Here is a 21,638-nt window from a genome sequence, read left to right on the forward strand (position 1 = left end):
GGGGTGCGGCCTCGACCACTTCTTTCTTTCATGTTAATCCCGGCGGTGTCTTACTCTCCCACACCCTTCCGAGTGCAGTACCATCAGCGCTGTGGGTCTTAGCTACCGGGTTCGGGATGGGACCGGGCGTTTCCCCCACGCTATAACCACCGGAAACCCTGCCACCAACCCCTGCACGGTGACTACCAGCAACCATGCGTGAGGCGATGAAACCATGGGGTCCCGTGTTTCGTGGACCAAGCTTTATTATATTGCCAACCACTACCCCCAGCCCACCCATCAGCCCACAGGCTGGGGGGTGGGGGGTTGTTGGTGGTCAACCACATGGTGGACGCGAACATCACATTCTTCGAATGAAGACTGTGTGTGTAGAAGTTTTCGGTGTATTAGTACCAGTCAGCTCCACGTCTTGCAACGCTTCCACATCTGGCCTATCAACCCAGTCGTCTACTGGGCACCTCACACCCCACAAAGGAGGTCAGGAAATCTCATCTCGGAGCAAGCTTCCCGCTTAGATGCTTTCAGCGGTTATCAATCCCGAACGTAGCTAATCAGCGGTGCTCCTGGCGGAACAACTGACATACCAGAGGTTCGTCCGTCCCGGTCCTCTCGTACTAAGGACAGGCCTCCACAAATTTCCAACGCACGCAGCGGATAGGGACCGAACTGTCTCACGACGTTCTGAACCCAGCTCGCGTACCGCTTTAATGGGCGAACAGCCCAACCCTTGGGACCAACTCCAGCCCCAGGATGCGACGAGCCGACATCGAGGTGCCAAACCATGCCGTCGATATGGACTCTTGGGCAAGATCAGCCTGTTATCCCCGAGGTACCTTTTATCCGTTGAGCGACGGCCATTCCACAATGTACCGCCGGATCACTAGTCCCGACTTTCGTCCCTGCTCGAGCTGTCACTCTCACAGTCAAGCTCCCTTGTGCACTTACACTCAACACCTGATTGCCGACCAGGCTGAGGGAACCTTTGGGCGCCTCCGTTACTCTTTAGGAGGCAACCGCCCCAGTTAAACTACCCATCAGGCACTGTCCCTGACCCGGATCACGGGCCGAAGTTAGATATCCAGAGTGACCAGAGTGGTATTTCAACAACGACTCCACCACCACTAGCGTGACGGCTTCACAGTCTCCCACCTATCCTACACAAGCCACACCGAACACCAATACCAAACTATAGTAAAGGTCTCGGGGTCTTTCCGTCCTGCTGCGCGAAACGAGCATCTTTACTCGTACTGCAATTTCGCCGAGTTCATGGTTGAGACAGTAGGGAAGTCGTTACTCCATTCGTGCAGGTCGGAACTTACCCGACAAGGAATTTCGCTACCTTAGGATGGTTATAGTTACCACCGCCGTTTACTGGGGCTTAAATTCTCCGCTTCAACCCCGAAGGGTTTAACGAGTCCTCTTAACCTTCCAGCACCGGGCAGGAGTCAGTCCGTATACATCGTCTTACGACTTCGCACGGACCTGTGTTTTTGATAAACAGTCGCTTCCCTCTAGCCTCTGCGACCCCGACCAGCTCACACCGCATGGGTGTTCACCAACCAGGGCCCCCCTTCTCCCGAAGTTACGGGGGCATTTTGCCGAGTTCCTTAACCATGATTCTCTCGAACGCCTTAGTATTCTCTACCTGATCACCTGTGTCGGTTTAGGGTACGGGCGACTAGAACCTCACGTCGATGCTTTTCTTGGCAGCATAGGATCACCGAATTCCCTCACCTAAGAGAGTCCCATCACATCTCAGGCCCATGACCCGCGGATTTACCAACGAGTCGCCCTACATGCTTAGACCAGGACAACCATCGCCTGGCTCGGCTACCTTCCTGCGTCACACCTGTTAACACGTTTACCTCCCCGGATCAGGTCCCACGCTCCCCACACACTCCCGTGACCGTAAACGGCCACGGATCGTGATGGTTCGGGTGGTTAGTATCCCCGGTTCGATAGGGTCGGTTCTTCGTCGGTACGGGAATATCAACCCGTTGTCCATCGACTACGCCTGTCGGCCTCGCCTTAGGTCCCGACTCACCCAGGGCAGATTAGCTTGACCCTGGAACCCTTGATCATCCGGCGGACGGGTTTCTCACCCGTCTATCGCTACTCATGCCTGCATTCTCACTCGTTGAGGTTCCACCACTGGGTCACCCCGCAGCTTCACTACCCCAACGACGCTCCCCTACCCACAACACCACCTCAACCACAAACGGCTCAGCTATACGGTGTCATGCCACAACTTCGGCGGTGTACTTGAGCCCCGCTACATTATCGGCGCGGAATCACTTGACCAGTGAGCTATTACGCACTCTTTCAAGGGTGGCTGCTTCTAAGCCAACCTCCTGGTTGTCTAAGCAACTCCACATCCTTTCCCACTTAGCACACGCTTAGGGGCCTTAGTTGATGGTCTGGGCTGTTTCCCTTTCGACTATGAAGCTTATCCCCCACAGTCTCACTGCCACGCTTACACTTCACCGGCATTCGGAGTTTGGTTGACGTCAGTAACCTTGTAGGGCCCATCAGCCATCCAGTAGCTCTACCTCCGGGAAGCAACACGCAACGCTGCACCTAAATGCATTTCGGGGAGAACCAGCTATCACGGAGTTTGATTGGCCTTTCACCCCTACCCACAGCTCATCCCCTCCATTTTCAACTGAAGTGGGTTCGGTCCTCCACGCGCTCTTACACGCGCTTCAACCTGGCCATGGGTAGATCACCCCGCTTCGGGTCTAGATCACGCCACTACACAACGCCCTATTCAGACTCGCTTTCGCTACGACTACCCCACACGGGTTAATCTCGCGACGTAACACTAACTCGCAGGCTCATTCTTCAAAAGGCACGCTGTCACCCCAAAAGGCTCCAACGGCTTGTAAGCACACGGTTTCAGGTACTATTTCACTCCCCTCCCGGGGTACTTTTCACCATTCCCTCACGGTACTGATCCGCTATCGGTCATCAGGAAGTATTCAGGCTTACCAGGTGGTCCTGGCAGATTCACACGAGATTTCACGGGCCCCGTGCTACTCGGGAACAACGTCACACCACGCACACCACGGTTTCGTCTACGGGACTCACACCCCCTACGGTCTGGCACTCACCACCAGTTCGACTACCACAGCGCCACAGCGCCCGGGGTGGCGACCCCGAGAACAACGCATCCCACAACCCCGATCATGCAACCCTCGCCAGGTATCACACACAACCGGTTTAGCCACCATCCGCTTTCGCTCGCCACTACTCACGGAATCACTATTGTTTTCTCTTCCTATGGGTACTGAGATGTTTCACTTCCCCACGTTCCTCCTCGCACCCTATGAATTCAGATACGAGTGACCACGCATGATACGCAGCCGGGTTACCCCATTCGGAGACCCTCGGATCACAGCTCGTTTATCAGCTCCCCGAGGCTTATCGCAGATTTCCACGTCCTTCATCAGCTCCTGATGCCAAGGCATCCACCGTGTGCCCGTAACAACTTCTACGCCACACAACACAAAACAATCATCAAAGAACACACCACACACACCCACCACACCACCACAACCAGGAATCCAAAAACCCCTCGACCGTGATCAACGTGTGACCAGATGCACGCGGCGTCAAAGATGCTCGCGTCCACTATGTAGTTGACAAACAACAACCCACCAACACCACACACCCACCACAATGGATGCGACAGTGCCCCAGGAAACCAACCAACGTAACTTGTTGATCGACAACCCAACAATGTGCCACCACGAACCCCCACACACACCACCACCAACCATCCAAGCCAGCAGTGTTCCCGTGTGCGTAGTATCCGTGTCCGCTTGCTGATATTCCACCCATGAGCAAAACACCCACCACCGACTCAACGGCGCACCACGATCTCGTGGTCTGTGGGGCCACCAGCCACCCGGCCGGTCAGCGTGCTCCTTAGAAAGGAGGTGATCCAGCCGCACCTTCCGGTACGGCTACCTTGTTACGACTTAGTCCCAATCGCCAGTCCCACCTTCGACGGCTCCCCCCACAAGGGTTAGGCCACCGGCTTCGGGTGTTACCAACTTTCGTGACTTGACGGGCGGTGTGTACAAGGCCCGGGAACGTATTCACCGCAGCGTTGCTGATCTGCGATTACTAGCGACTCCGACTTCACGTGGTCGAGTTGCAGACCACGATCCGAACTGAGACCAGCTTTTTGGGATTAGCTCCACCTCACGGTATCGCAACCCATTGTACTGGCCATTGTAGCATGCGTGAAGCCCAAGACATAAGGGGCATGATGATTTGACGTCATCCCCACCTTCCTCCGAGTTGACCCCGGCAGTCTCCTATGAGTCCCCACCATCACGTGCTGGCAACATAGAACGAGGGTTGCGCTCGTTGCGGGACTTAACCCAACATCTCACGACACGAGCTGACGACAACCATGCACCACCTGTACACCAGCCCCACAAGGAGGAAAACCCATCTCTGAGCCGATCCGGTGTATGTCAAGCCTTGGTAAGGTTCTTCGCGTTGCATCGAATTAATCCGCATGCTCCGCCGCTTGTGCGGGCCCCCGTCAATTCCTTTGAGTTTTAGCCTTGCGGCCGTACTCCCCAGGCGGGGCACTTAATGCGTTAGCTACGGCGCGGAAAACGTGGAATGTCCCCCACACCTAGTGCCCAACGTTTACGGCATGGACTACCAGGGTATCTAATCCTGTTCGCTCCCCATGCTTTCGCTCCTCAGCGTCAGTAACAGCCCAGAGACCTGCCTTCGCCATCGGTGTTCTTCCTGATATCTGCGCATTTCACCGCTACACCAGGAGTTCCAGTCTCCCCTACTGCACTCAAGTCTGCCCGTACCCACTGCACACCCGGGGTTAAGCCCCGGGCTTTCACAGCAGACGCGACAAACCGCCTACGAGCTCTTTACGCCCAATAATTCCGGACAACGCTTGCGCCCTACGTATTACCGCGGCTGCTGGCACGTAGTTAGCCGGCGCTTCTTCTGCACGTACCGTCACTTTCGCTTCTTCCGTGCTGAAAGAGGTTTACAACCCGAAGGCCGTCATCCCTCACGCGGCGTCGCTGCATCAGGCTTGCGCCCATTGTGCAATATTCCCCACTGCTGCCTCCCGTAGGAGTCTGGGCCGTGTCTCAGTCCCAGTGTGGCCGGTCACCCTCTCAGGCCGGCTACCCGTCGTCGCCTTGGTAGGCCATTACCCCACCAACAAGCTGATAGGCCGTGAGCCCATCCACAACCAGTACAAACCCTTTCCACCCCCCACCATGCGACAGGAGGTCATATCCAGTATTAGACCCAGTTTCCCAGGCTTATCCCAGAGTCAAGGGCAGGTTACTCACGTATTACTCACCCGTTCGCCACTCATCCACCCAGTGCAAGCACCAAGCTTCAGCGTTCGACTTGCATGTGTTAAGCACGCCGCCAGCGTTCGTCCTGAGCCAGGATCAAACTCTCCGTCAAAAAACATTCAACAGAAACCACCCCACCACCACACCAAACAGCGCAGCAGAACCAGGGCAGGATCCCAGCTGACACCTTAAGCACGCCGCCAGCGTTCGTCCTGAGCCAGGATCAAACTCTCCGTCAAAAAACATTCAACAGAAACCACCCCACCACCACACCAAACAGCGCAGCAGAACCAGGGCAGGATCCCAGCTGACACCCAACACCCCCAGGAAACGGGAAAACACCCAGAGGCTGTCAGGCCATCAACCAAAAACAAAAAAACTTTGGTATCAACAAACTAGACACACTATTGAGTTGACAAACAACAAACCACACCACACGGCCCCTCACCAGGGCCACAACGGTCGGTTGTCCGATCGAGCCGCTCCGGGCCGATCGACGATTTTGGGAGTTGCCTCTCGGATCGAACCTCTTCGGTCCGCCGCGAAGCGACTCATCAAGCTTAGTTCCGCGTTGCTCGGCGTGTCAACTTGACTGTTCAAGCCGATTCGCTTCGCGCTGCCGAATGCCAGGTAACCATAGCATGAACGAGGTCCGACGTGTCGGGCTGATCTTTGCCGGTCACCCCGCGGCTCCGGTTCCTTCTCGGTTCCTCGCCGCGGCGACTCGGAATACATTACACACGAGCCGGGACCGGCGCAAAACGCTGGCCCCGGCTCGCGGGTGCTCCGCCGTGCGGCGGTTCCGGGCGTCCATGCCCGGGGTATGTGATCAGGGGCCCGACGGGGACCCGGTGCCCGACGATCAGCTCCCGACCGTGACGGCTGCCAGGTTCTTCTTGCCCCGGCGCAGCAGCGCGAACCGACCGTGCAACAGGTCGTCCGCGGTCAGGGTGGCGTCCTCCCCCGAGAGCTTGCGGTTGTTGACGGAGGCACCGCCCTCCTTGAGCGTGCGCCGCGCGGCGGACTTGGATTCCGCCAGGCCCGTGGCCACGAGCAGATCCACCACGGCGTGCTCACCCGGTGCGACCTCCGCGTGGGGCAGCTCTGCCGCGACCGCCGCGAGCGTGTCTTCGTCCAGGTCCTCGAAAGAACCCTTGCCGAACACGGCGGCGGACGCCTCGATCGCCTTGCGCGTGGCCTCGGGCCCGTGCACCAGGGTGTTGACGTCCGAGGCCAGGACCTTCTGGGCCTCACGCCGGAAGGGTTCCTCCTCGGTGAGACGCTGCAGTTCCGCGATCTCCTCGCGGGTGCGGAAGGTGAAGACCTTGAGTCGATCCGCCACGTCCGCGTCCGCGGTGTTGAGCCAGAACTGGTAGAAGGCGTAAGGCGAGGTCAGTTCCGGATCCAGCCAGATGGCATTGCCCTCCGACTTCCCGAACTTGGTGCCGTCCGAGTTGGTGATCAGCGGCGTGCCGATCGCGTGCACCGTGGCACCCTCGGCCTTGCGCACCAGGTCGGTGCCGGAGGTGAGGTTGCCCCACTGGTCGGAACCGCCGGTCTGCAGGACGCAGTCGTACTGCCGGTACAGGTTGAGGAAGTCCAGTCCCTGCAGGATCTGGTAGCTGAACTCGGTGTAGGAGATCCCCTCTTCCGAGTTCAACCGCTTGGCCACGATGTCCTTCTTGATCATGGTGCCCACGCGGAAGTTCTTGCCGATGTCCCGCAGGAAATCGATCGCGGACAGCTGGGACGTCCAGTCCAGGTTGTTGACCATGCGCGCGGGATTGTCCCCCTCGAAGGACAGGAACCGCTGGACCTGTTCGCGCAGCAGGTTTACCCATTCGGCCACGGTCTCGCGCGAGTTGAGGACGCGTTCCGAGGTCTGCCGCGGATCACCGATCAGCCCGGTGGATCCGCCGACCAGACCGATCGGGTGGTGTCCCGCGAGTTGGAGTCGGCGAAGCAGCAACAACTGCACCAGGTGTCCCAGGTGCAGGGAGGACGCCGTGGGGTCGAACCCGCAGTAATACGTGATGGGACCACCGTCGAGCGTTTCCTGCAGGGCCTCCGCATCCGTGGAGACCTGGACGAGTCCGCGCCAGTTCAGCTCCTCCCACAGGGAGGAGAAGGACGGATCGTTGTGCTGCGTGCTGAGATCGGTGGTTGACACGTGGACTAAGTTATCAGGCCGCCGTGGGGTCCCCGGCGCCCGGTTCCCCGGGTTGCGGGGTGATCCCGTCGGGCAGTCCGTGGGCCGCCACGAGGTACAACCGCTGGGTGGGACGGGTCATGGCCACGTACAGATTGCCCGGGCCCCCGGCGGGGTCGTCCGCGATCTCCGTGGGTTCCACGACCACCACGGAATCGAACTCGAGGCCCTTGGCATCCCACGGGGTGAGCACCATGATCCGCCGGTCCAGGCTGCGCATGCCCGCGGCCACGAGCCCCGGGAAGGCCTCGTCCAGGGCCTTACCCACCGCGGCCAAACGTCCCCCGGGGCACACCACTCCCACGAGACCCCCGGCGAGCCGCTCCAGTTCGCGCCGCACCTGCGCCACGATCTCCGCGGCCAGCTCCGCCTCGACGGCCACCGGCACGATCACGGGCGGATCGCCGCCGCGCACCGCCGTGGGATCGGAGACCGCGATCCCCGTAGCCTGCGCGACCCGCACCGCGGCGTCGGCGATCGGTTGCGGGGTGCGGTAGTTGACCGTGAGTTCCTCGAGCGTGAATCGCTCCCCCACGAACGGCTCGAGCGCCTCGTCCCAGGTCCGGGCCGCCGCCGCGTTCCCCGCCTGAGCGATGTCACCGACCACCGTGAAGGACTTCAGGGGGCACCGGCGCATGAGCACGCGCCACTGCATGGGCGAGAGTTCCTGCGCCTCGTCCACGACTACGTGCCCGTACGCCCACGTACGGTCCGACGACGCCGCTTCGGCCGCCGTCATCCGGTGCGGCGCCTCAGCGTTGAAAGACGTGAGCTGTTCGACCGTGACGACGCCCTGGGCACCGATGTCCTCGAAACCCTCCGCCATGGCCTCGAGCGCCTTCTGCGCCGATTCCTGGGCCTTGCGCTCCTCGAGCGAACGGTCCCCGCGCACCTTGATACCGGCGGACTCGAAGTCGCCCAACAGTTCCGCGGCCTCGTCCAGCAGGGCGACGTCGGGTACGGTCAACGGCGCGTCGACGGGCCGCAGCAGGCGCGAGACCTGGGCGTCCGAGAGCCGCGGGGCGGCGGAGCGCAGGTAGTGCTCCTTGCCGAACAACTGAGCCACGAGTTGCTGGGGTGTCAAGGGCAACCACAGCAGGTTGAGCGCGATGCGTACCTCTCGGGACTGTCGCAGGTCCTCCTTGAGGTACGAGCGGTCCATCGTGGTCCCGGCCTTCTCGTTGAGCTCGTCCCCGAGGTTCTGGGCGAGCTCCTTGACGATGACCTTCACGAACGTCTCGCGGGCCTCGTTGTGCGGCTTGCCCGTGGCGCGCGCACGCTCCCGGGCCCGGCGCACAAGCGAGGGTTCGAGCCGCACGCGGTGGCCGTCCACGGTGAGCCACTGCGTGCGCTCGGGAACCTTCTGCCGGTCAGCAACGGCGCGCTTGATGACGTCCACCATGTGCAGCCCGGACTTCCAGCGGGTCACCCAGGGGTCGGTCTCGACCGTGCCGTGCACACCCGGATAGAGGTCCGCGAGGGACGACATCACCACGCCGGTCTCCCCGAGCGCCGGAAGCACGCGTTCGATGTACCACAGGAACGACGACGACGGACCCACGATCAGCACACCCGACTTGGCGAGCCGCTCCCGGTGTTCGTATAACAAGTACGCGGCACGGTGCAGGGCCACGGCGGTCTTGCCGGTACCCGGGCCACCCTGGACCACGCGCACCCCGGACAGCGGGGCACGAATGATGCGGTCTTGTTCGGCCTGGATCGTGGCGACGATGTCCGTCATGCGGCCCGTGCGCTCGGAGTTCAGGGCCGCGATGAGCGCGCCCTCGCCGTGCACAACCTCGGCGTCGGAGACGGCACCCGGATCCAGGACGTCGTCCTCGAGGGCGGTGACGTCCCGCCCGTCCATGATGAGGTGGCGTCGACGCACCAGGTCCATGGGGTTGGCGGCGGTGGCCTGGTAGAAGGCCCCGGCCTCGCGGGCCCGCCAGTCCAGTACGAGCCGGCGGTGGTCCTCCGTGGCCAGTCCGAGCCGGCCCACGTAGTGCCGCTCCCCCTCGGTGGTGTCCAGGCGACCGAAGACCAAACGTTCATCCACCGAGTTGAGTTGGGTGAGGCGGTCCTCGTAATGCGTGGCGAATGCGTCACGTTCGGAGCGCGCCTGGTGTCCCCCGCCGAAGTTCGTGGTCCGGACGCGGCGCAACTCGTCCGCATTGAGTTGCCGCAACTCGTCCAACCGGGCGTAGGCCTCGGCGACGTAGCGCCGTTCCTCCCCCAGTTGCCGGGACACCTCCACGGATGCGGATTCCTCCACGCACTTCACCTCACGCACACTGCCGACGGGTCCGGTCGCTCAACCGGCGATCGTCTATCCTACCGCTCGATCCGCGCGACTCCCCCGTCACACGCGCAACAGTGCGCGCACGCGATGCCCGCCCAGTTGGGCCCGGCCGCGCAGCGCAGTCAGCTCCATGATCACGCCGAAACCCGCGACGTTGTACCCGCCGCGCGTCAACAACGACGCCGTGGCACCCAGGGTCCCGCCCGTGGCGAGGACGTCGTCCAGGACCAGGACGCGCGAACCGCGGGGAGCGTCGTCGGTGTGGATCTCCAGGGTGCCCGTGCCGTACTCGAGGTCGTAGGCCTGGGAGATGGTCTCGCGCGGGAGCTTGCCCGCCTTGCGCACCGGGATGATCCCCACCCCGGACGCGTACGCCACGGCCGCGGCGATCATGAATCCGCGCGCCTCCACACCGGCCACGCAGTCGTACTGGCCGCGGAAGGCGTCCACGAGCGCGTCCACGGTGCGCTGGAAACCGTCCCCGTCCGCGAACAGGGGCGTGAGATCGCGGAAGAGCACCCCCGGCTCGGGATGGTCGGGGATCTTGGCGCACAACCGGTCGATCATCTGTTCCACGGATTCAGTCACCGCTCCATCGTATCCGGCGCACCGCGCGGCGGGCGGTGCGCTAGCGCGTGCGGCGGCGTTTGACGGTGGCCTTGCGGTACGGGGACACCGTGGGCTCGCCCGGCAGTGCGTAGCGCCACGGGTACGCGTCCGTCCCGCCCTCCCCGGACACGCCCGTCCGGGCCGTCACGACGACGTCGCTCGCGGGGCGTTGCGCCAGGACCAGTCCGGCCCACGTGTCGTCACCGCGCCGTTCGACCTCCTCGCGCGCCCGGGCCACGGGATCGGGGGCGATGCCGAGATCGGCGAGCGCGGCGCCGTCGTCGTCGCGGGTCAGTGCGAGGGCTTGCGCCACGTTGCCGGGCCCGCGCGCGAGCGAGGCGAAGGCCGGTGCGGAACTGCGGTTCGCGAGCCTACGCTGCGTGGCCACCTCGGAGCCCAGCACGACCTCACCCGAGCGGATCAGGACACCGCCCCCGACGCCCTCGGGCCGGCACACGAAGTTCACCGCGTGATGCAGCCCGTACGTGAAGTACACGTAGACGTGCCCGGGCGGGCCGAACATCGAGGCGTTGCGCGCCGTGCGACCCCGGTAGGTGTGGGCCCCGGGATCCGGCAGGTCCGAGTCCTGCGGGCCGCCGTAGGCCTCGACCTCGGTCAGCCGCAGCCCCACCGTGCCCCCGGGGCGCGCGCACACGAGGACGGCGCCGAGCAGCCGGGGAGCGACGTCGGGGGCCGGGGCGAGGAGAAGCTCGTGCAGTCCGGCCGTCACGAGACGACGGGCTCGCGCGCAGCAAAGGCGTCCAGCTCCGCGAGCTGCCGTTCGAGCTCGGTGAGCTGTTGGGCGACCGCGTCCGGCGCGGTGCCGCCCTGGGAGTTGCGCGAGGACAGGGAACCCTCGACCGTGAGCACCTCCCGGACCCCGGGCGTGAGGTGCGGCGAGATCGCGGCGAACTGCTCATCGGTCAGGTCCCACAGCTCGATGCCCTCGTCCTCGCACACGCGCACGGCCTCCCCGGAGACCTCGTGCGCCTCGCGGAATGGGACGCCCTGGCGCACGAGCCATTCGGCGACGTCGGTCGCGAGCGCGAAACCCTGCGGGGCGAGCTCGGCGAGGCGCTGCGTGTGGAACTCGAGGGTCGCCATCATGCCCGTGACGGCGGGCAACAGCACCTCGAGCTGGTCGATCGCGTCGAAGACGGGTTCCTTGTCCTCTTGCAGATCCCGGTTGTACGCGAGCGGCAACCCCTTGAGGGTCGCGAGCAAACCCGCGAGGTCACCGATCAACCGCCCGGCCTTACCGCGCGCGAGTTCCGCGACGTCCGGGTTCTTCTTCTGCGGCATGATCGATGAGCCGGTCGAATAGGCGTCGTCCAGGGTCACGAACGAGAACTCCTTGGTGGCCCACGTGGTCACCTCCTCGCTCATCCGGGAGACGTCCACGGCGGCCATGGCGCACACCCACGCGAACTCCGCGTAGACGTCCCGCGACGCGGTGCCGTCGATCGAGTTGAACACCGCGGAGTCGAAGCCGAGCTCGGCCGCCACGGCATTGGGGTCCAGGCCCAGCGACGATCCCGCGAGCGCGCCCGAACCGTACGGGGACACCGCCGCACGGTTGTCCCAGTCGGCGAGCCGCTGGACGTCCCGCAGTACCGCCCACGCGTGGGCGAGCAGGTGGTGGGACAGCAGCACGGGCTGGGCGTGCTGCAGGTGGGTGCGCCCGGGCATGGGGGCGTACGGGTGGCGCCGCGCCTGCTCCACGAGGGCTCGCACGAGCTCCAGCAGGTTGCGCGCGATGATCGAGGCGTGGTCGCGCAGGTACATCCGACCCAGGGTCGCGATCTGGTCGTTGCGGGAGCGACCCGCGCGCAGCTTGCCGCCCAGGTTCGCCCCGGCGCGCTCGATGAGCCCGCGCTCGAGGCACCCGTGGACGTCCTCGTCCGACGGCGACGGCGCGTACGCCCCGCTGCGCACGTCCGCCTCGAGCCGGTCGAGTGCGTCCAGCATGCCGCTCAACTCGTCCTCGCTCAACAGGCCGGCCGTGTGCAGCACGCGGGCGTGGGCGCGGGACCCCGCGATGTCGTACGGCGCCAGACGCCAATCGAAATCGGTGGACTTGCTCAGCGCGGCGAGGGCGTCCGCGGGCCCGCCCGCGAATCGACCGCCCCACAGGGCGCCCTCGTTGGTTCCGTGCTGCTCGTGCTGGGCCATGATGCTCCTCGTGGACGTCGTGGGACCGTGGATTGCCGGGCACTCACCCGGCGCGGGGAACGGCCGGGCTCCAGTCTAGGAGCCCGGCCGTTCGCGATGATGTGGTGATCACCCGCGCACCGGGGCGCGGGAGACGGATGTCAGCCCTCGGCGAGGCCCTGCTCGCGGCGGGAGGCCACCTTGGAGGACATCCCGAACAGTTCGATGAACCCGCGGGCGTTGGACTGGTCGAAGGAGTCACCCTCGTCGTACGTGGCCAGGTTGAAGTCGTAGAGACCCGTGGACGAACGCCGCCCGGTCACGGTGGCCCGGCCCGCGTGCAACTCCATGCGGATGTCACCGTTGACGTACTTCTGGGTGTCCTCGATGAACACGTCCAAGGACTTCTTCAACGGGGAGAACCACTGGCCGTCGTAGACGAGCTCGGTCCAGCGCTGACCCACGGTCTTCTTGAAGCGGGCCTGCTCGCGCTCGATCGTGACGTTCTCGAGTTCCTTGTGCGCGGCGATCAACGCCATGGCACCCGGGGCCTCGTAGATCTCGCGGGACTTGATGCCCACGAGCCGGTCCTCAACGATGTCGATCCGCCCCACACCCTGGGCACCCGCGCGGCGGTTGAGCTCCTGGATGGCCTGCAGCGGCGTGACGGGCTTGCCGTCGAGCGCCACGGGCACGCCCTGCTCGAACGTGATCACGACCTCGTCCGCGGCGGGCGGGAACGTGGGATCGTCCGTGTAGTCGTAGACGTCCTTGGTGGGCGCGTTCCAGATGTCCTCGAGGAACCCGGTCTCCACCGCGCGGCCCCACACGTTCTGGTCGATCGAGAAGGGGTTCTTCTTGGTCGTGGCGATCGGCAGGTTGTTGTTCTCCGCGTACGTGATGGCCTTCTCACGGGTCAACGCGAGGTCACGTACCGGCGCGATGCACTTGAGTTCGGGACCCAGGGTCTGGATGCCCACCTCGAAGCGCACCTGGTCGTTGCCCTTGCCCGTGCAGCCGTGGGCCACCGTGGTGGCACCGAACTGCTTCGCGGCCTTCACGAGGTGCTTGACGATCACCGGGCGGGAGACGGCCGAGACCAGGGGGTAGGAGTCCATGTAGAGACCGTTGGCCTTCAACGCGGGCATGCAGTACTCGCTCGCGAACTCGTCACGGGCGTCCGCGACGTACGCCTCCACGGCACCGCAGTCCAGGGCGCGCTGACGCACGGTCTCGAGGTCCTCGCCACCCTGTCCGACATCCACGGCCACGGCGATGACCTCGGCACCGGTGGCCTCACCGATCCACCCGATGGCCACGGACGTGTCCAATCCGCCCGAGTAGGCCAATACCACGCGATCACTCACGGTGCTTTCCTCCACAACTGCTCGATGACGCCGACTACGCGGGAGTGCCCCGCGGCTCATGCATGACTATACACAGCAATCAGTATTTATGCATCGAGGGTCAGTTCGCGCTTCAAAATCTTGCCCGTAGGGCCCTTGGGCAGCTCGTCCACGATCCGGTAGATCCGGGGGTACTTGTACTTGGCCACACGCTCCTGGACGAACGCGTCCAGCTCTCGCGTGAGCGCCTCGCGGCCCTTGGACTGGAGCACCCCGGACTCGAAGACCACCACGGCCCCGACCTCCTCGCCGTGCTTCTCGCTCGGGACTCCCAGCACCGCGGCCTCCACCACGCCGGGGAACTGGTAGATGGCCTCCTCGACCTCGCGCGGGTACACGTTGTAACCGCCGCGCAGGATCATGTCCTTCTTCCGGTCCACGATGAAGAACGCGCCGTCCTCGTCCTCGCGGGCCATGTCACCGGTGTGGAACCAGCCGCCGCGCATCGCGTTCTCGGTGGCCTCGGGCTTGTTCCAGTAGCCCTTCATCACGTACTGCCCGCGCACCACGAGCTCACCGACCTCGTTGGTGGGGACCTGCTGGTCGTCCCCGTCCACCACGCGCAGCTCCGCACCGCGCACGGCCGTGCCGATGGAGCCCGGCTTGCGCTCGTTGCCCGGTTGGTTGAAGCACACCACCGGCGAGGTCTCGGACAGCCCGTACCCCTCGAACACGGTGGTGTTGAAGACCTTCTCGAACTTGACCATGACCTCCACGGGCATGGGGGACCCTCCGGACACGCCGGCACGCAGGTCCACGCCCTCGACGGCCTGCGGGTCCTGGTTGGCCTGGTGCAGCAGGGCCACATACATGGTGGGGACCCCCGCGAAGATCGTGACACCGTCGCGGCGCAGGATCTCCAGGGCCTTTCCCGGGTGGAAGCGGGGCAGCAGAGTCACAGCCGCACCGCTGCAGATCACGCCGTTGAGCGCCACCGTCTGGCCGAACACGTGGAAGAAGGGCAGCCCACCGAACATCACGTCCCCGTGGTGCAGGTTGAACACCTCGCCGGCGACCTCGGCGTTGGTGAGCAGGTTGTGGTGGGTCAGCTCCGCCCCCTTGGGGCGGCCGGTGGTCCCGGACGTGTAGAGCAGCACGGCCGTGTCCGAGTCCTGACGCTCCACGACGTCACGGTCGGGATCCACACCCTGGAGGCGCTCCACCGTTCCGCGGGCGCTGATGGGCAGCACGTTGAGGCCCTCGATCTCCTCGGCCGCCTTCTGGCTGGCCTGCGCCATGTCCTCCCACGCGAGCACGAAGGAGCACCCGGAGTCCTGGAAGTGGTAGGTGAGCTCTCGGGGCGTGAGCAGGGGGTTGAGGGGGACTACGATGCCGCCGGCGCGCAGGATCGCGTAGTACAGCACGGCCATGTGGGGCACGTTGGGCAGCACGAGGGCCACGCGGTCCCCCGGTCGGATGCCGTTGGCCTTGAGCAGCGCCGCGCCGCGGGCGGAGAGATCGTCCAGCTGCCCGTAGGTCATGTGCAGCTCGTCGAGAATGATCGCGGGATCGGACGTGTACTGGGCGGCCGAGGTGGTGAGCAGGGTGGCCAGGTTGGTCATGGGTCCTCCAGAAGACGGTGTGAGTTCTAACACGTGATACTGCCCGTATCGGATATTCGAGTCAAACGTCGACCCCGCCTGGATTCCGCGTGCGACACTAGACAGCGCCGCACGCGACGAGCCCCGGCCGCCGCTCTCCGCAATCCCGTCAATTCGTTCCCGGGCCACGGGCCGTGGCCCCCGCACAGGAGGATCCCCCGTGACCGACCAGCACAGAAACGCGCAGAGCCCCCAATTCACCGAGGCGGAGCTGGCCTACGTCTCATCCCTGTTCGACGCCGCCCGCAACGGCGACACCCAGCTGCTGAGCTCTGCGCTCGACGCCGGGGTGCCGGTCAACCTCACGAACAGCAAGGGGGACACCCTGCTGAACCTGGCGGCGTACCTGGAGCGCGAGGAGACGGTGGCCATGCTGCTCGCCCGCGGCGCGGACACCGAGCGCGTGAGCGACATGGGCTTCACTGCCCTGGTCTGTGCGGTGTTCCGCGGCAACGAGCCCATTGCCCGCGCGCTGCTCGAGGCGGGGGCGGGCCAGGCCACGGGTCACCAGCACGCACAGGACGTGGCCCGCGTCTTCGGCCAGGAGCACCTGCTGCCGCTGCTGGAGAGCTACGAGACGCGCGAGGCCTGAACCGGGCGGACGGCACCTGCTCTTCCAGGGGCTGGGGGCCCACCGCCGGGAGGTGGCACGGGCGCGGACGGCGCGCGGGCGGCGTCGTCCGCGTGCCTGGTGGGCGCGCTCAGCGGGCGAGGTCCAGGAACTTCCGCGCGAGCTGCTCCCCGCCCTGGGGATCCCGGCTGACCACCATGATGGTGTCGTCCCCGGCAATGGTGCCGAGCACCTCGGGGAGCAGCGAGTGGTCGATCGCCGAGGCGAAGTACTGCGCGGCCCCGGGCGGGGTGCGCAGGATCACGAGGTTGGCGCTGCCCTCGGCCGTCACGAGCAGCTCGCGGCACAGTGCGGCGAGCTTGGCGTCGGTGCTCTCGCGGCTGACGCCGCTGGTCGGGGACCGGTCCACCCCCGCCTGGGGAACCGCGTAGACCATGCCCCCGCTCGCGGAGCGCACGCGCACCGCCTCGAGTTCCACAAGGTCCCGGGACAGGGTCGCCTGGGTCACCTGGATGCCGTCCGCCGCGAGCAGTTCGGCCAGTTCGGCCTGCGAGTGGACGTCTCCTCCGGTCACAAGTTCGAGGATCCGGGCCTGGCGCGCCGTCTTGGTCGCGGGGATGCTCACCGTGCCTCCTCCCGGCGCAAGGCGGCGGGCAGGTCCGCGGCCAGTCCCGAGGAATCCAGCAGGAACGTGAGCAGGGCCTTCTGCGCGTGCACCCGGTTCTCGGCCTCGTCCCACACCCGGGACGCGGGGCCGTCGATCACGTCCGCGGCGACCTCGAAGCCGCGGTAGGCGGGCAGGCAGTGCAGGAACACGGCGTCGTCGGCCGCGTGCGCCATGGCCTCGGAGGTCACGGAGTACGGCGTGAAGATCTGCGCGCGCTCGGTTTTCTCGCTCTCCTGGCCCATGGACACCCACGTGTCGGTGACGACGGCGTCCGCGTCCTTCAGCGCCTCTCTCGCGTCCGTGGTCACGAGCACCGAGCCGCCGGTGAGCTCGGCGCGTTCGCGGGCCGCGGCGACGACGTCCTCGCGCGGCAGGTAGCCTTCCGGTCCGGCCACGCGCACGTGCATGCCGGCCGTGGCGCAGCCGAGCAGGTAGGAGTTCGCCATGTTGTTGGCGGCGTCCCCCAGGTAAACCAGGGTGCGCCCGGCCACGTCCCCGAACTCCTCGCGCAGCGTCAGCAGGTCCGCGAGGATCTGGCACGGGTGGTAGTCGTCGGACAGGGCGTTGATCACCGGGACGTCGCTGAACTCGGCCATCTCCTCGAGCCCGGACTGCGCGTACGTGCGCCACACGATCGCCGCGAGCATCCGGGAGAGCACGCGGGCGCTGTCCGCGACGGTTTCCTTGTGACCCAGCTGGGACTCCCCCGGGTTGATGATCAGCGGGTTGCCGCCCAGGTCGCTCACCCCGGCCGCGAATGAGACGCGGGTGCGGGTGGAGGTCTTGTCGAAGATGATCCCCACGGTCTGTGGACCCGCGAGCGGGCGGCGGGAGAACCGGTCCGCCTTGAGCGCGGCGGCAAGGTCCAGGACCTCGGACTGTTCCTCGGGGGTGAGATCGGTGTCGACCAGGAAGTGACGGGGCACGGGGGATTCTCCTTCGGGTGTGGTGCTGTCCGGGGCTCAGCGGGCGCGGACGGTCTCGAGCACATGCGGCAGGGCCTCGACGAACGTGTCCGCCTGCTCCGCAGTGATGATGAGAGGCGGCGCCAGACGCAGCGTGGTGGGTCCGGTGGCGTTGAGGATGAATCCCGCCTCGCGCGCGGCGGCGACGACGCGCTGGGCCATGGGGTCCCCGGAGGTCCCGGCGTTCTCCGCGTCCTCGGTGTTCTCCGCGACGAGGTCCACGCCGACCAACAGACCGTACTGGCGGACCTCCCCCACCCCGGGAACCTCCCGCAGCCGCTGCGCGAGGTGGGCTCCCACCTCCCGGGCGTTGACGAGCAGGTTCTCGTTCTCGAGGGTCGTGACAGTTGCGAGTCCCGCGGCCATCGCCAGGGGATTGCCCCCGAACGTGGTGCCGTGCTGACCCGCTCCCAGTAGGGCCGAGACCTCCGGTCCCGCCGTGAGCATGGCCCCCACGGGGAACCCGCCACCGAGCCCCTTGGCGAACGTCACAGCATCCGGGAACTCACCCCGGGGCAGCTGGGCGGTGGCGGCGAGCCACGCGCCGGTGCGGCCCATCCCGGACTGCACCTCGTCCACGATCAGCAGTGCACCGCGCTCCCGCGTGAGCCTGCGGGCCAGTGCCAGGAACCCCTCGGGTAGCCCGTGCACGCCGGCCTCGCCCTGGACGGGTTCCACGATCACCGCACTCACGGTGTCATCGAGTTCGCGCTCGAGGGCCTCCGCCGTGGCCGGGATGTGGGTGACCCCGGCGGGCAGCGGTTCGAACGGTTCGCGGTAGGCCGCCTTGGCCGTAAGTGACAGGGATCCCATGGTCCGGCCGTGGAACGAGTTCTCGAGTGCGAGCACACGCGTCCGGGGCCGACCCTGCGCGTCCGGGTGCGCGCGGCCGTGGCGGCGCGCGAGCTTGAACGCGGCCTCGTTCGCCTCCGAGCCCGAGTTCGCAAAGAACACGTGGGAGCCCTCGGGCGCCCCAGTGACCTTGAGCAGTTTCTCGGCCAGGTGGATACTGCCCGGGGACGTGAACAGGTTGGAGATGTGCGCAAGGGTTCCCGCTTGCTCCGAGACCGCCCGCACCCACGCGGGGTGCGCGTGGCCCAGGGCGTTCACCGCGATCCCCGCGAGCAGGTCGAGGTACCGCTTGCCGTTGGCATCGGTGACGTGCACGCCCTCGCCCGACACGAGCACGAGTGATGGATCCCCGAACACTCCCAGAAGGTGTTCCTTGTACTCCCCCAGCAGTTCGTCCTGGTTGCTCATGAGTGCTCAACTCCGTCCGGTGTGACCTCTGTGCCGATACCCGTGTCCGTGAAGATCTCCAACAGGGACGAGTGCTCCGTGCGCCCGTCCACGATGCTCGCGCGCGGCACACCGCCGTCCACCGCTCGCAGAGCCGCCCGCATCTTGGGGATCATCCCCGATTCGAGCTCCGGCAGCATCTCACGCAGTTCCGCCGCGGATAGGGACGAGATCAGCGACGAGCGATCCGGCCAGTCCGCGTAGAGCCCCTCGACGTCCGTGAGGGCCACGAACTTCTCCGCGCCCAGGGCCACGGCCACCTCGGCGGCCGCCGTGTCCGCATTGACATTGAGGACTTGCCCCGTGAGCGCACCCCGCCCCGCGGCATCGTCGTCCGAATCCGCGAGCTCCGGGGCGATCGAGGCGATGACCGGGATCTTACCGATGTCCAGCAGCTGCTCGACCGCGACCGTGTTGACGCGCGTGACGGTACCCACGAGACCGAGGTCCAGGGGCGCGCCGTCGGACCCGGTGCGCACGCGGCGCGCCTGCAGCAGCCCCGCGTCCTCGCCGGACATGCCCACCGCGTACGGGCCGTGGGCGTTGATCAGGCCCACGAGTTCCCGCCCCACCTGCCCGGTGAGGACCATGCGGATGACCGACATGGCCTCGGACGTGGTCACGCGCAGACCGTCCTTGAACTCGGACGGGATGTTCAGGGACTCGAGCATCGCGCTGATCTGCGGGCCGCCGCCGTGGACCACGACCGGGCGGATGCCCACGTGGCGCAGGAAAACCATGTCCTCCGCGAAGGCGCGCCGCAGGTCGTCGTTGATCATGGCGTTGCCGCCGTACTTGAAGACCATGGTGGATCCCGCGTAGCGCTGGATCCACGGCAGGGCCTCCATGAGGGTCTCCGCCTTCGAGCGGGCCGTCTCGTACCTGGTGTTATCGCTGAGTCGTGACATGGTGGGCGCGCTAGCTGGAGTAGGCGCTGTTCTCCTCGACATAGTCATGGGTGAGGTCGTTGGTCCACACGGTCGCGCTCGCGTCCCCGGCCTTGAGATCAATGAGGACGTCCACAGCGCGCGACGCCCCGAGGTCCACGCCCTCGCGCGGATCACCGATCGCGCCGTTGCGGCACACCGTCACGCCGTTGATGGTGACGTCGATCCGGTCGGGGTCGAACTGGGCGTCCGTGGTGCCCACCGCCGAGAGCACACGCCCCCAGTTGGGGTCGTTACCGAACACCGCTGTCTTGAACAGGTTGGAGCGGGCCACCGTGCGGGAGACGTCCTCCGCCTCGGTCTCCGTGGCCGCGCCCACCGTGGTGATCGCGATGTCGTGGGAGGCACCCTCCGCGTCCGTGATCAGCTGCTGCGCGAGGCTGTGGCACACCGCGGTCAGTGCGTGCGTGAACTCCCCCTGGTCCGGGCGCTGCGCCGAGGCGCCGGAGGACATCAGGACCACGGTGTCGTTGGTGGACATGCACCCGTCCGAGTCCGCGCGGTTGAACGTGACACGGCACGCCTCCTTCAGGGCGAGCGAGAGCTCCTCCGCGCTCAGGACGGCGTCGGTCGTGAGGACCACGAGCATGGTGGCAAGCCCCGGTGCGAGCATGCCCGCCCCCTTGGCCATGCCGCCCACGCTCCACCCTGCGCCGCTCACGCAGGCCTGCTTGGGGACGGTGTCCGTGGTCATGATGGCCTCCGCGGCCTCCGCCGCGGCACGCTGCCCGGGTGCGAGCGCGGCCACGACGGCCGGGACCCCGCCGCGCACGACGTCCATCGGCAGCTGCTCCCCGATCAGCCCGGTGGAGCACACCAGAACGTCCCCTGCGCCGATGCCCAGCTGCTCACCCACCAGCTCGGCGGTCTCGTGGGTGTTCTGGAAGCCCTGCGGGCCGGTACACGCGTTCGCCCCGCCCGAGTTGAGCACCACCGCGCGGGCACGGCCCTGCCGGATCACCTCGCGGGACCAGTGGACGGGGGCGGCGGCCACGCGATTGCTGGTGAATTGGGCGGCCGCGGCGTCGTCGGGCCCGGTGTTGACCACCAAGGCGAGGTCACGGCCACCCGACTTCTTGAAGCCGGCCACCACGCCAGCGGCGCTGAAACCGGCCGCGGCGCACACGCCGGAGTCGGTGCTCACGGAGACGTCTGGAAAGGGGTTGTGCGAGGACATCGCAGCTCCTGGTTCGGACGGGCGGTCGAGCGGGAACCCGGGATTCACGGTGCCACGCCCTGCGCAGCGAGGCCCGAGGTCTCGGGGAGACCGAGGGCCAGGTTGAGGGACTGCACGGCGGCTCCCGCCGTCCCCTTGGTCAGGTTGTCGATGGCCGCGCTCACCACGAGCCGCCCGGCGTGCGGGTCCACGGCCAGCTGCAGCGCCACGTGGTTCGAGGCCTGGACCGACTTGGTGGTGGGCCACTGCCCCTCGGGCAACAGGTGGACGAACGGCTCGCCGTCGTACGCGGCGCGGTAGGCTTCGCGCACAGCTTCCTCGGTCGTGCCCGGGCGCAGCGCGGCGGTGGCCGTGGTGAGGATGCCGCGGGGCATGGGGGCCAGGGT

General features: G+C 65.9%; 14 protein-coding genes and 3 rRNA genes. 1 reads left to right on the forward strand and 16 read right to left on the reverse strand.

Annotation, left to right across the window (positions count from 1 at the left end; all coding sequences use genetic code 11):
* Window positions 1-37: 37 nt before the first annotated feature.
* The 10 genes from rrf to J1M36_RS04245 all read right to left on the reverse strand — a co-directional run bounded on the left by rrf (window position 38) and on the right by J1M36_RS04245 (window position 15,587).
* Window positions 38-154: ribosomal RNA gene (gene rrf / locus J1M36_RS04200) — 5S ribosomal RNA — on the reverse strand.
* A 212-nt stretch (window positions 155-366) separates the two neighbouring features.
* Window positions 367-3,494, reverse strand: a 23S ribosomal RNA gene (locus tag J1M36_RS04205).
* Window positions 3,495-3,931: 437 nt separating this feature from the next.
* Window positions 3,932-5,463 (reverse strand): 16S ribosomal RNA (locus J1M36_RS04210).
* Together the 16S, 23S and 5S rRNA genes form the textbook arrangement of a ribosomal RNA operon.
* A 750-nt stretch (window positions 5,464-6,213) precedes the next feature.
* Window positions 6,214-7,521 (reverse strand): tyrosine--tRNA ligase, encoded by a 1,308-nt coding sequence (tyrS, locus tag J1M36_RS04215; RefSeq protein ID WP_064845917.1) that lies wholly within the window; start codon window positions 7,519-7,521, stop codon window positions 6,214-6,216.
* 13 nt (window positions 7,522-7,534) lie between these two features.
* Complete coding sequence (locus J1M36_RS04220) at window positions 7,535-9,832, reverse strand: AAA family ATPase (protein ID WP_368079772.1); 2,298 nt, start codon at window positions 9,830-9,832, stop codon at window positions 7,535-7,537.
* 87 nt (window positions 9,833-9,919) lie between these two features.
* Window positions 9,920-10,447 (reverse strand): adenine phosphoribosyltransferase, encoded by a 528-nt coding sequence (locus J1M36_RS04225; protein WP_064845919.1) that lies wholly within the window; start codon window positions 10,445-10,447, stop codon window positions 9,920-9,922.
* Window positions 10,448-10,487: 40 nt separating this feature from the next.
* Window positions 10,488-11,198, reverse strand: coding sequence for a DNA-3-methyladenine glycosylase (locus J1M36_RS04230; protein ID WP_064845920.1), 711 nt, complete (start codon window positions 11,196-11,198; stop codon window positions 10,488-10,490).
* Window positions 11,195-12,640 carry an argininosuccinate lyase gene (argH, locus tag J1M36_RS04235; RefSeq protein ID WP_064845921.1) on the reverse strand — a complete coding sequence of 482 codons (1,446 nt, stop codon included), beginning with the start codon at window positions 12,638-12,640 and terminating at the stop codon, window positions 11,195-11,197. Before argH ends, J1M36_RS04230 begins: the two co-directional genes overlap by 4 nt.
* Window positions 12,641-12,780: 140 nt before the next feature.
* On the reverse strand, window positions 12,781-13,986 hold the full coding sequence (locus J1M36_RS04240) for an argininosuccinate synthase (protein ID WP_064845922.1): 1,206 nt from the start codon (window positions 13,984-13,986) through the stop codon (window positions 12,781-12,783).
* A gap of 86 nt (window positions 13,987-14,072) precedes the next feature.
* Window positions 14,073-15,587 carry a long-chain fatty acid--CoA ligase gene (locus J1M36_RS04245; RefSeq protein WP_098055823.1) on the reverse strand — a complete coding sequence of 505 codons (1,515 nt, stop codon included), beginning with the start codon at window positions 15,585-15,587 and terminating at the stop codon, window positions 14,073-14,075.
* 199 nt (window positions 15,588-15,786) lie between these two features.
* Between J1M36_RS04245 and J1M36_RS04250 the strand changes: the two genes are divergently transcribed.
* Window positions 15,787-16,218 carry an ankyrin repeat domain-containing protein gene (locus tag J1M36_RS04250; protein WP_064845924.1) on the forward strand — a complete coding sequence of 144 codons (432 nt, stop codon included), beginning with the start codon at window positions 15,787-15,789 and terminating at the stop codon, window positions 16,216-16,218.
* A 109-nt stretch (window positions 16,219-16,327) separates the two neighbouring features.
* Here J1M36_RS04250 and J1M36_RS04255 read toward each other — a convergent pair whose 3' ends face one another.
* From J1M36_RS04255 to J1M36_RS04280, 6 genes are all read right to left on the reverse strand, one after another.
* On the reverse strand, window positions 16,328-16,822 hold the full coding sequence (locus J1M36_RS04255; protein ID WP_206478734.1) for an arginine repressor: 495 nt from the start codon (window positions 16,820-16,822) through the stop codon (window positions 16,328-16,330).
* Window positions 16,819-17,790 carry an ornithine carbamoyltransferase gene (gene argF, locus J1M36_RS04260; RefSeq protein WP_064845926.1) on the reverse strand — a complete coding sequence of 324 codons (972 nt, stop codon included), beginning with the start codon at window positions 17,788-17,790 and terminating at the stop codon, window positions 16,819-16,821. Before argF ends, J1M36_RS04255 begins: the two co-directional genes overlap by 4 nt.
* A 36-nt stretch (window positions 17,791-17,826) precedes the next feature.
* The gene (locus J1M36_RS04265; protein WP_064845927.1) at window positions 17,827-19,089 is read right to left on the reverse strand and encodes an acetylornithine transaminase; all 1,263 of its coding nucleotides are present in this window, start codon (window positions 19,087-19,089) and stop codon (window positions 17,827-17,829) included.
* Window positions 19,086-20,036 carry an acetylglutamate kinase gene (gene argB / locus J1M36_RS04270; protein WP_206478735.1) on the reverse strand — a complete coding sequence of 317 codons (951 nt, stop codon included), beginning with the start codon at window positions 20,034-20,036 and terminating at the stop codon, window positions 19,086-19,088. Before argB ends, J1M36_RS04265 begins: the two co-directional genes overlap by 4 nt.
* 10 nt (window positions 20,037-20,046) lie before the next feature.
* Window positions 20,047-21,252 (reverse strand): bifunctional glutamate N-acetyltransferase/amino-acid acetyltransferase ArgJ, encoded by a 1,206-nt coding sequence (gene argJ, locus J1M36_RS04275; RefSeq protein ID WP_206478736.1) that lies wholly within the window; start codon window positions 21,250-21,252, stop codon window positions 20,047-20,049.
* 44 nt (window positions 21,253-21,296) lie between these two features.
* Window positions 21,297-21,638 (reverse strand): Asd/ArgC dimerization domain-containing protein (locus tag J1M36_RS04280; protein WP_274606021.1); only part of this gene is annotated, 342 nt, incomplete at its 5' end.

The sequence above is a fragment of the Kocuria sp. KRD140 genome, from assembly GCF_017168375.1.
GTDB classification, from domain to species: domain Bacteria; phylum Actinomycetota; class Actinomycetes; order Actinomycetales; family Micrococcaceae; genus Kocuria; species Kocuria marina.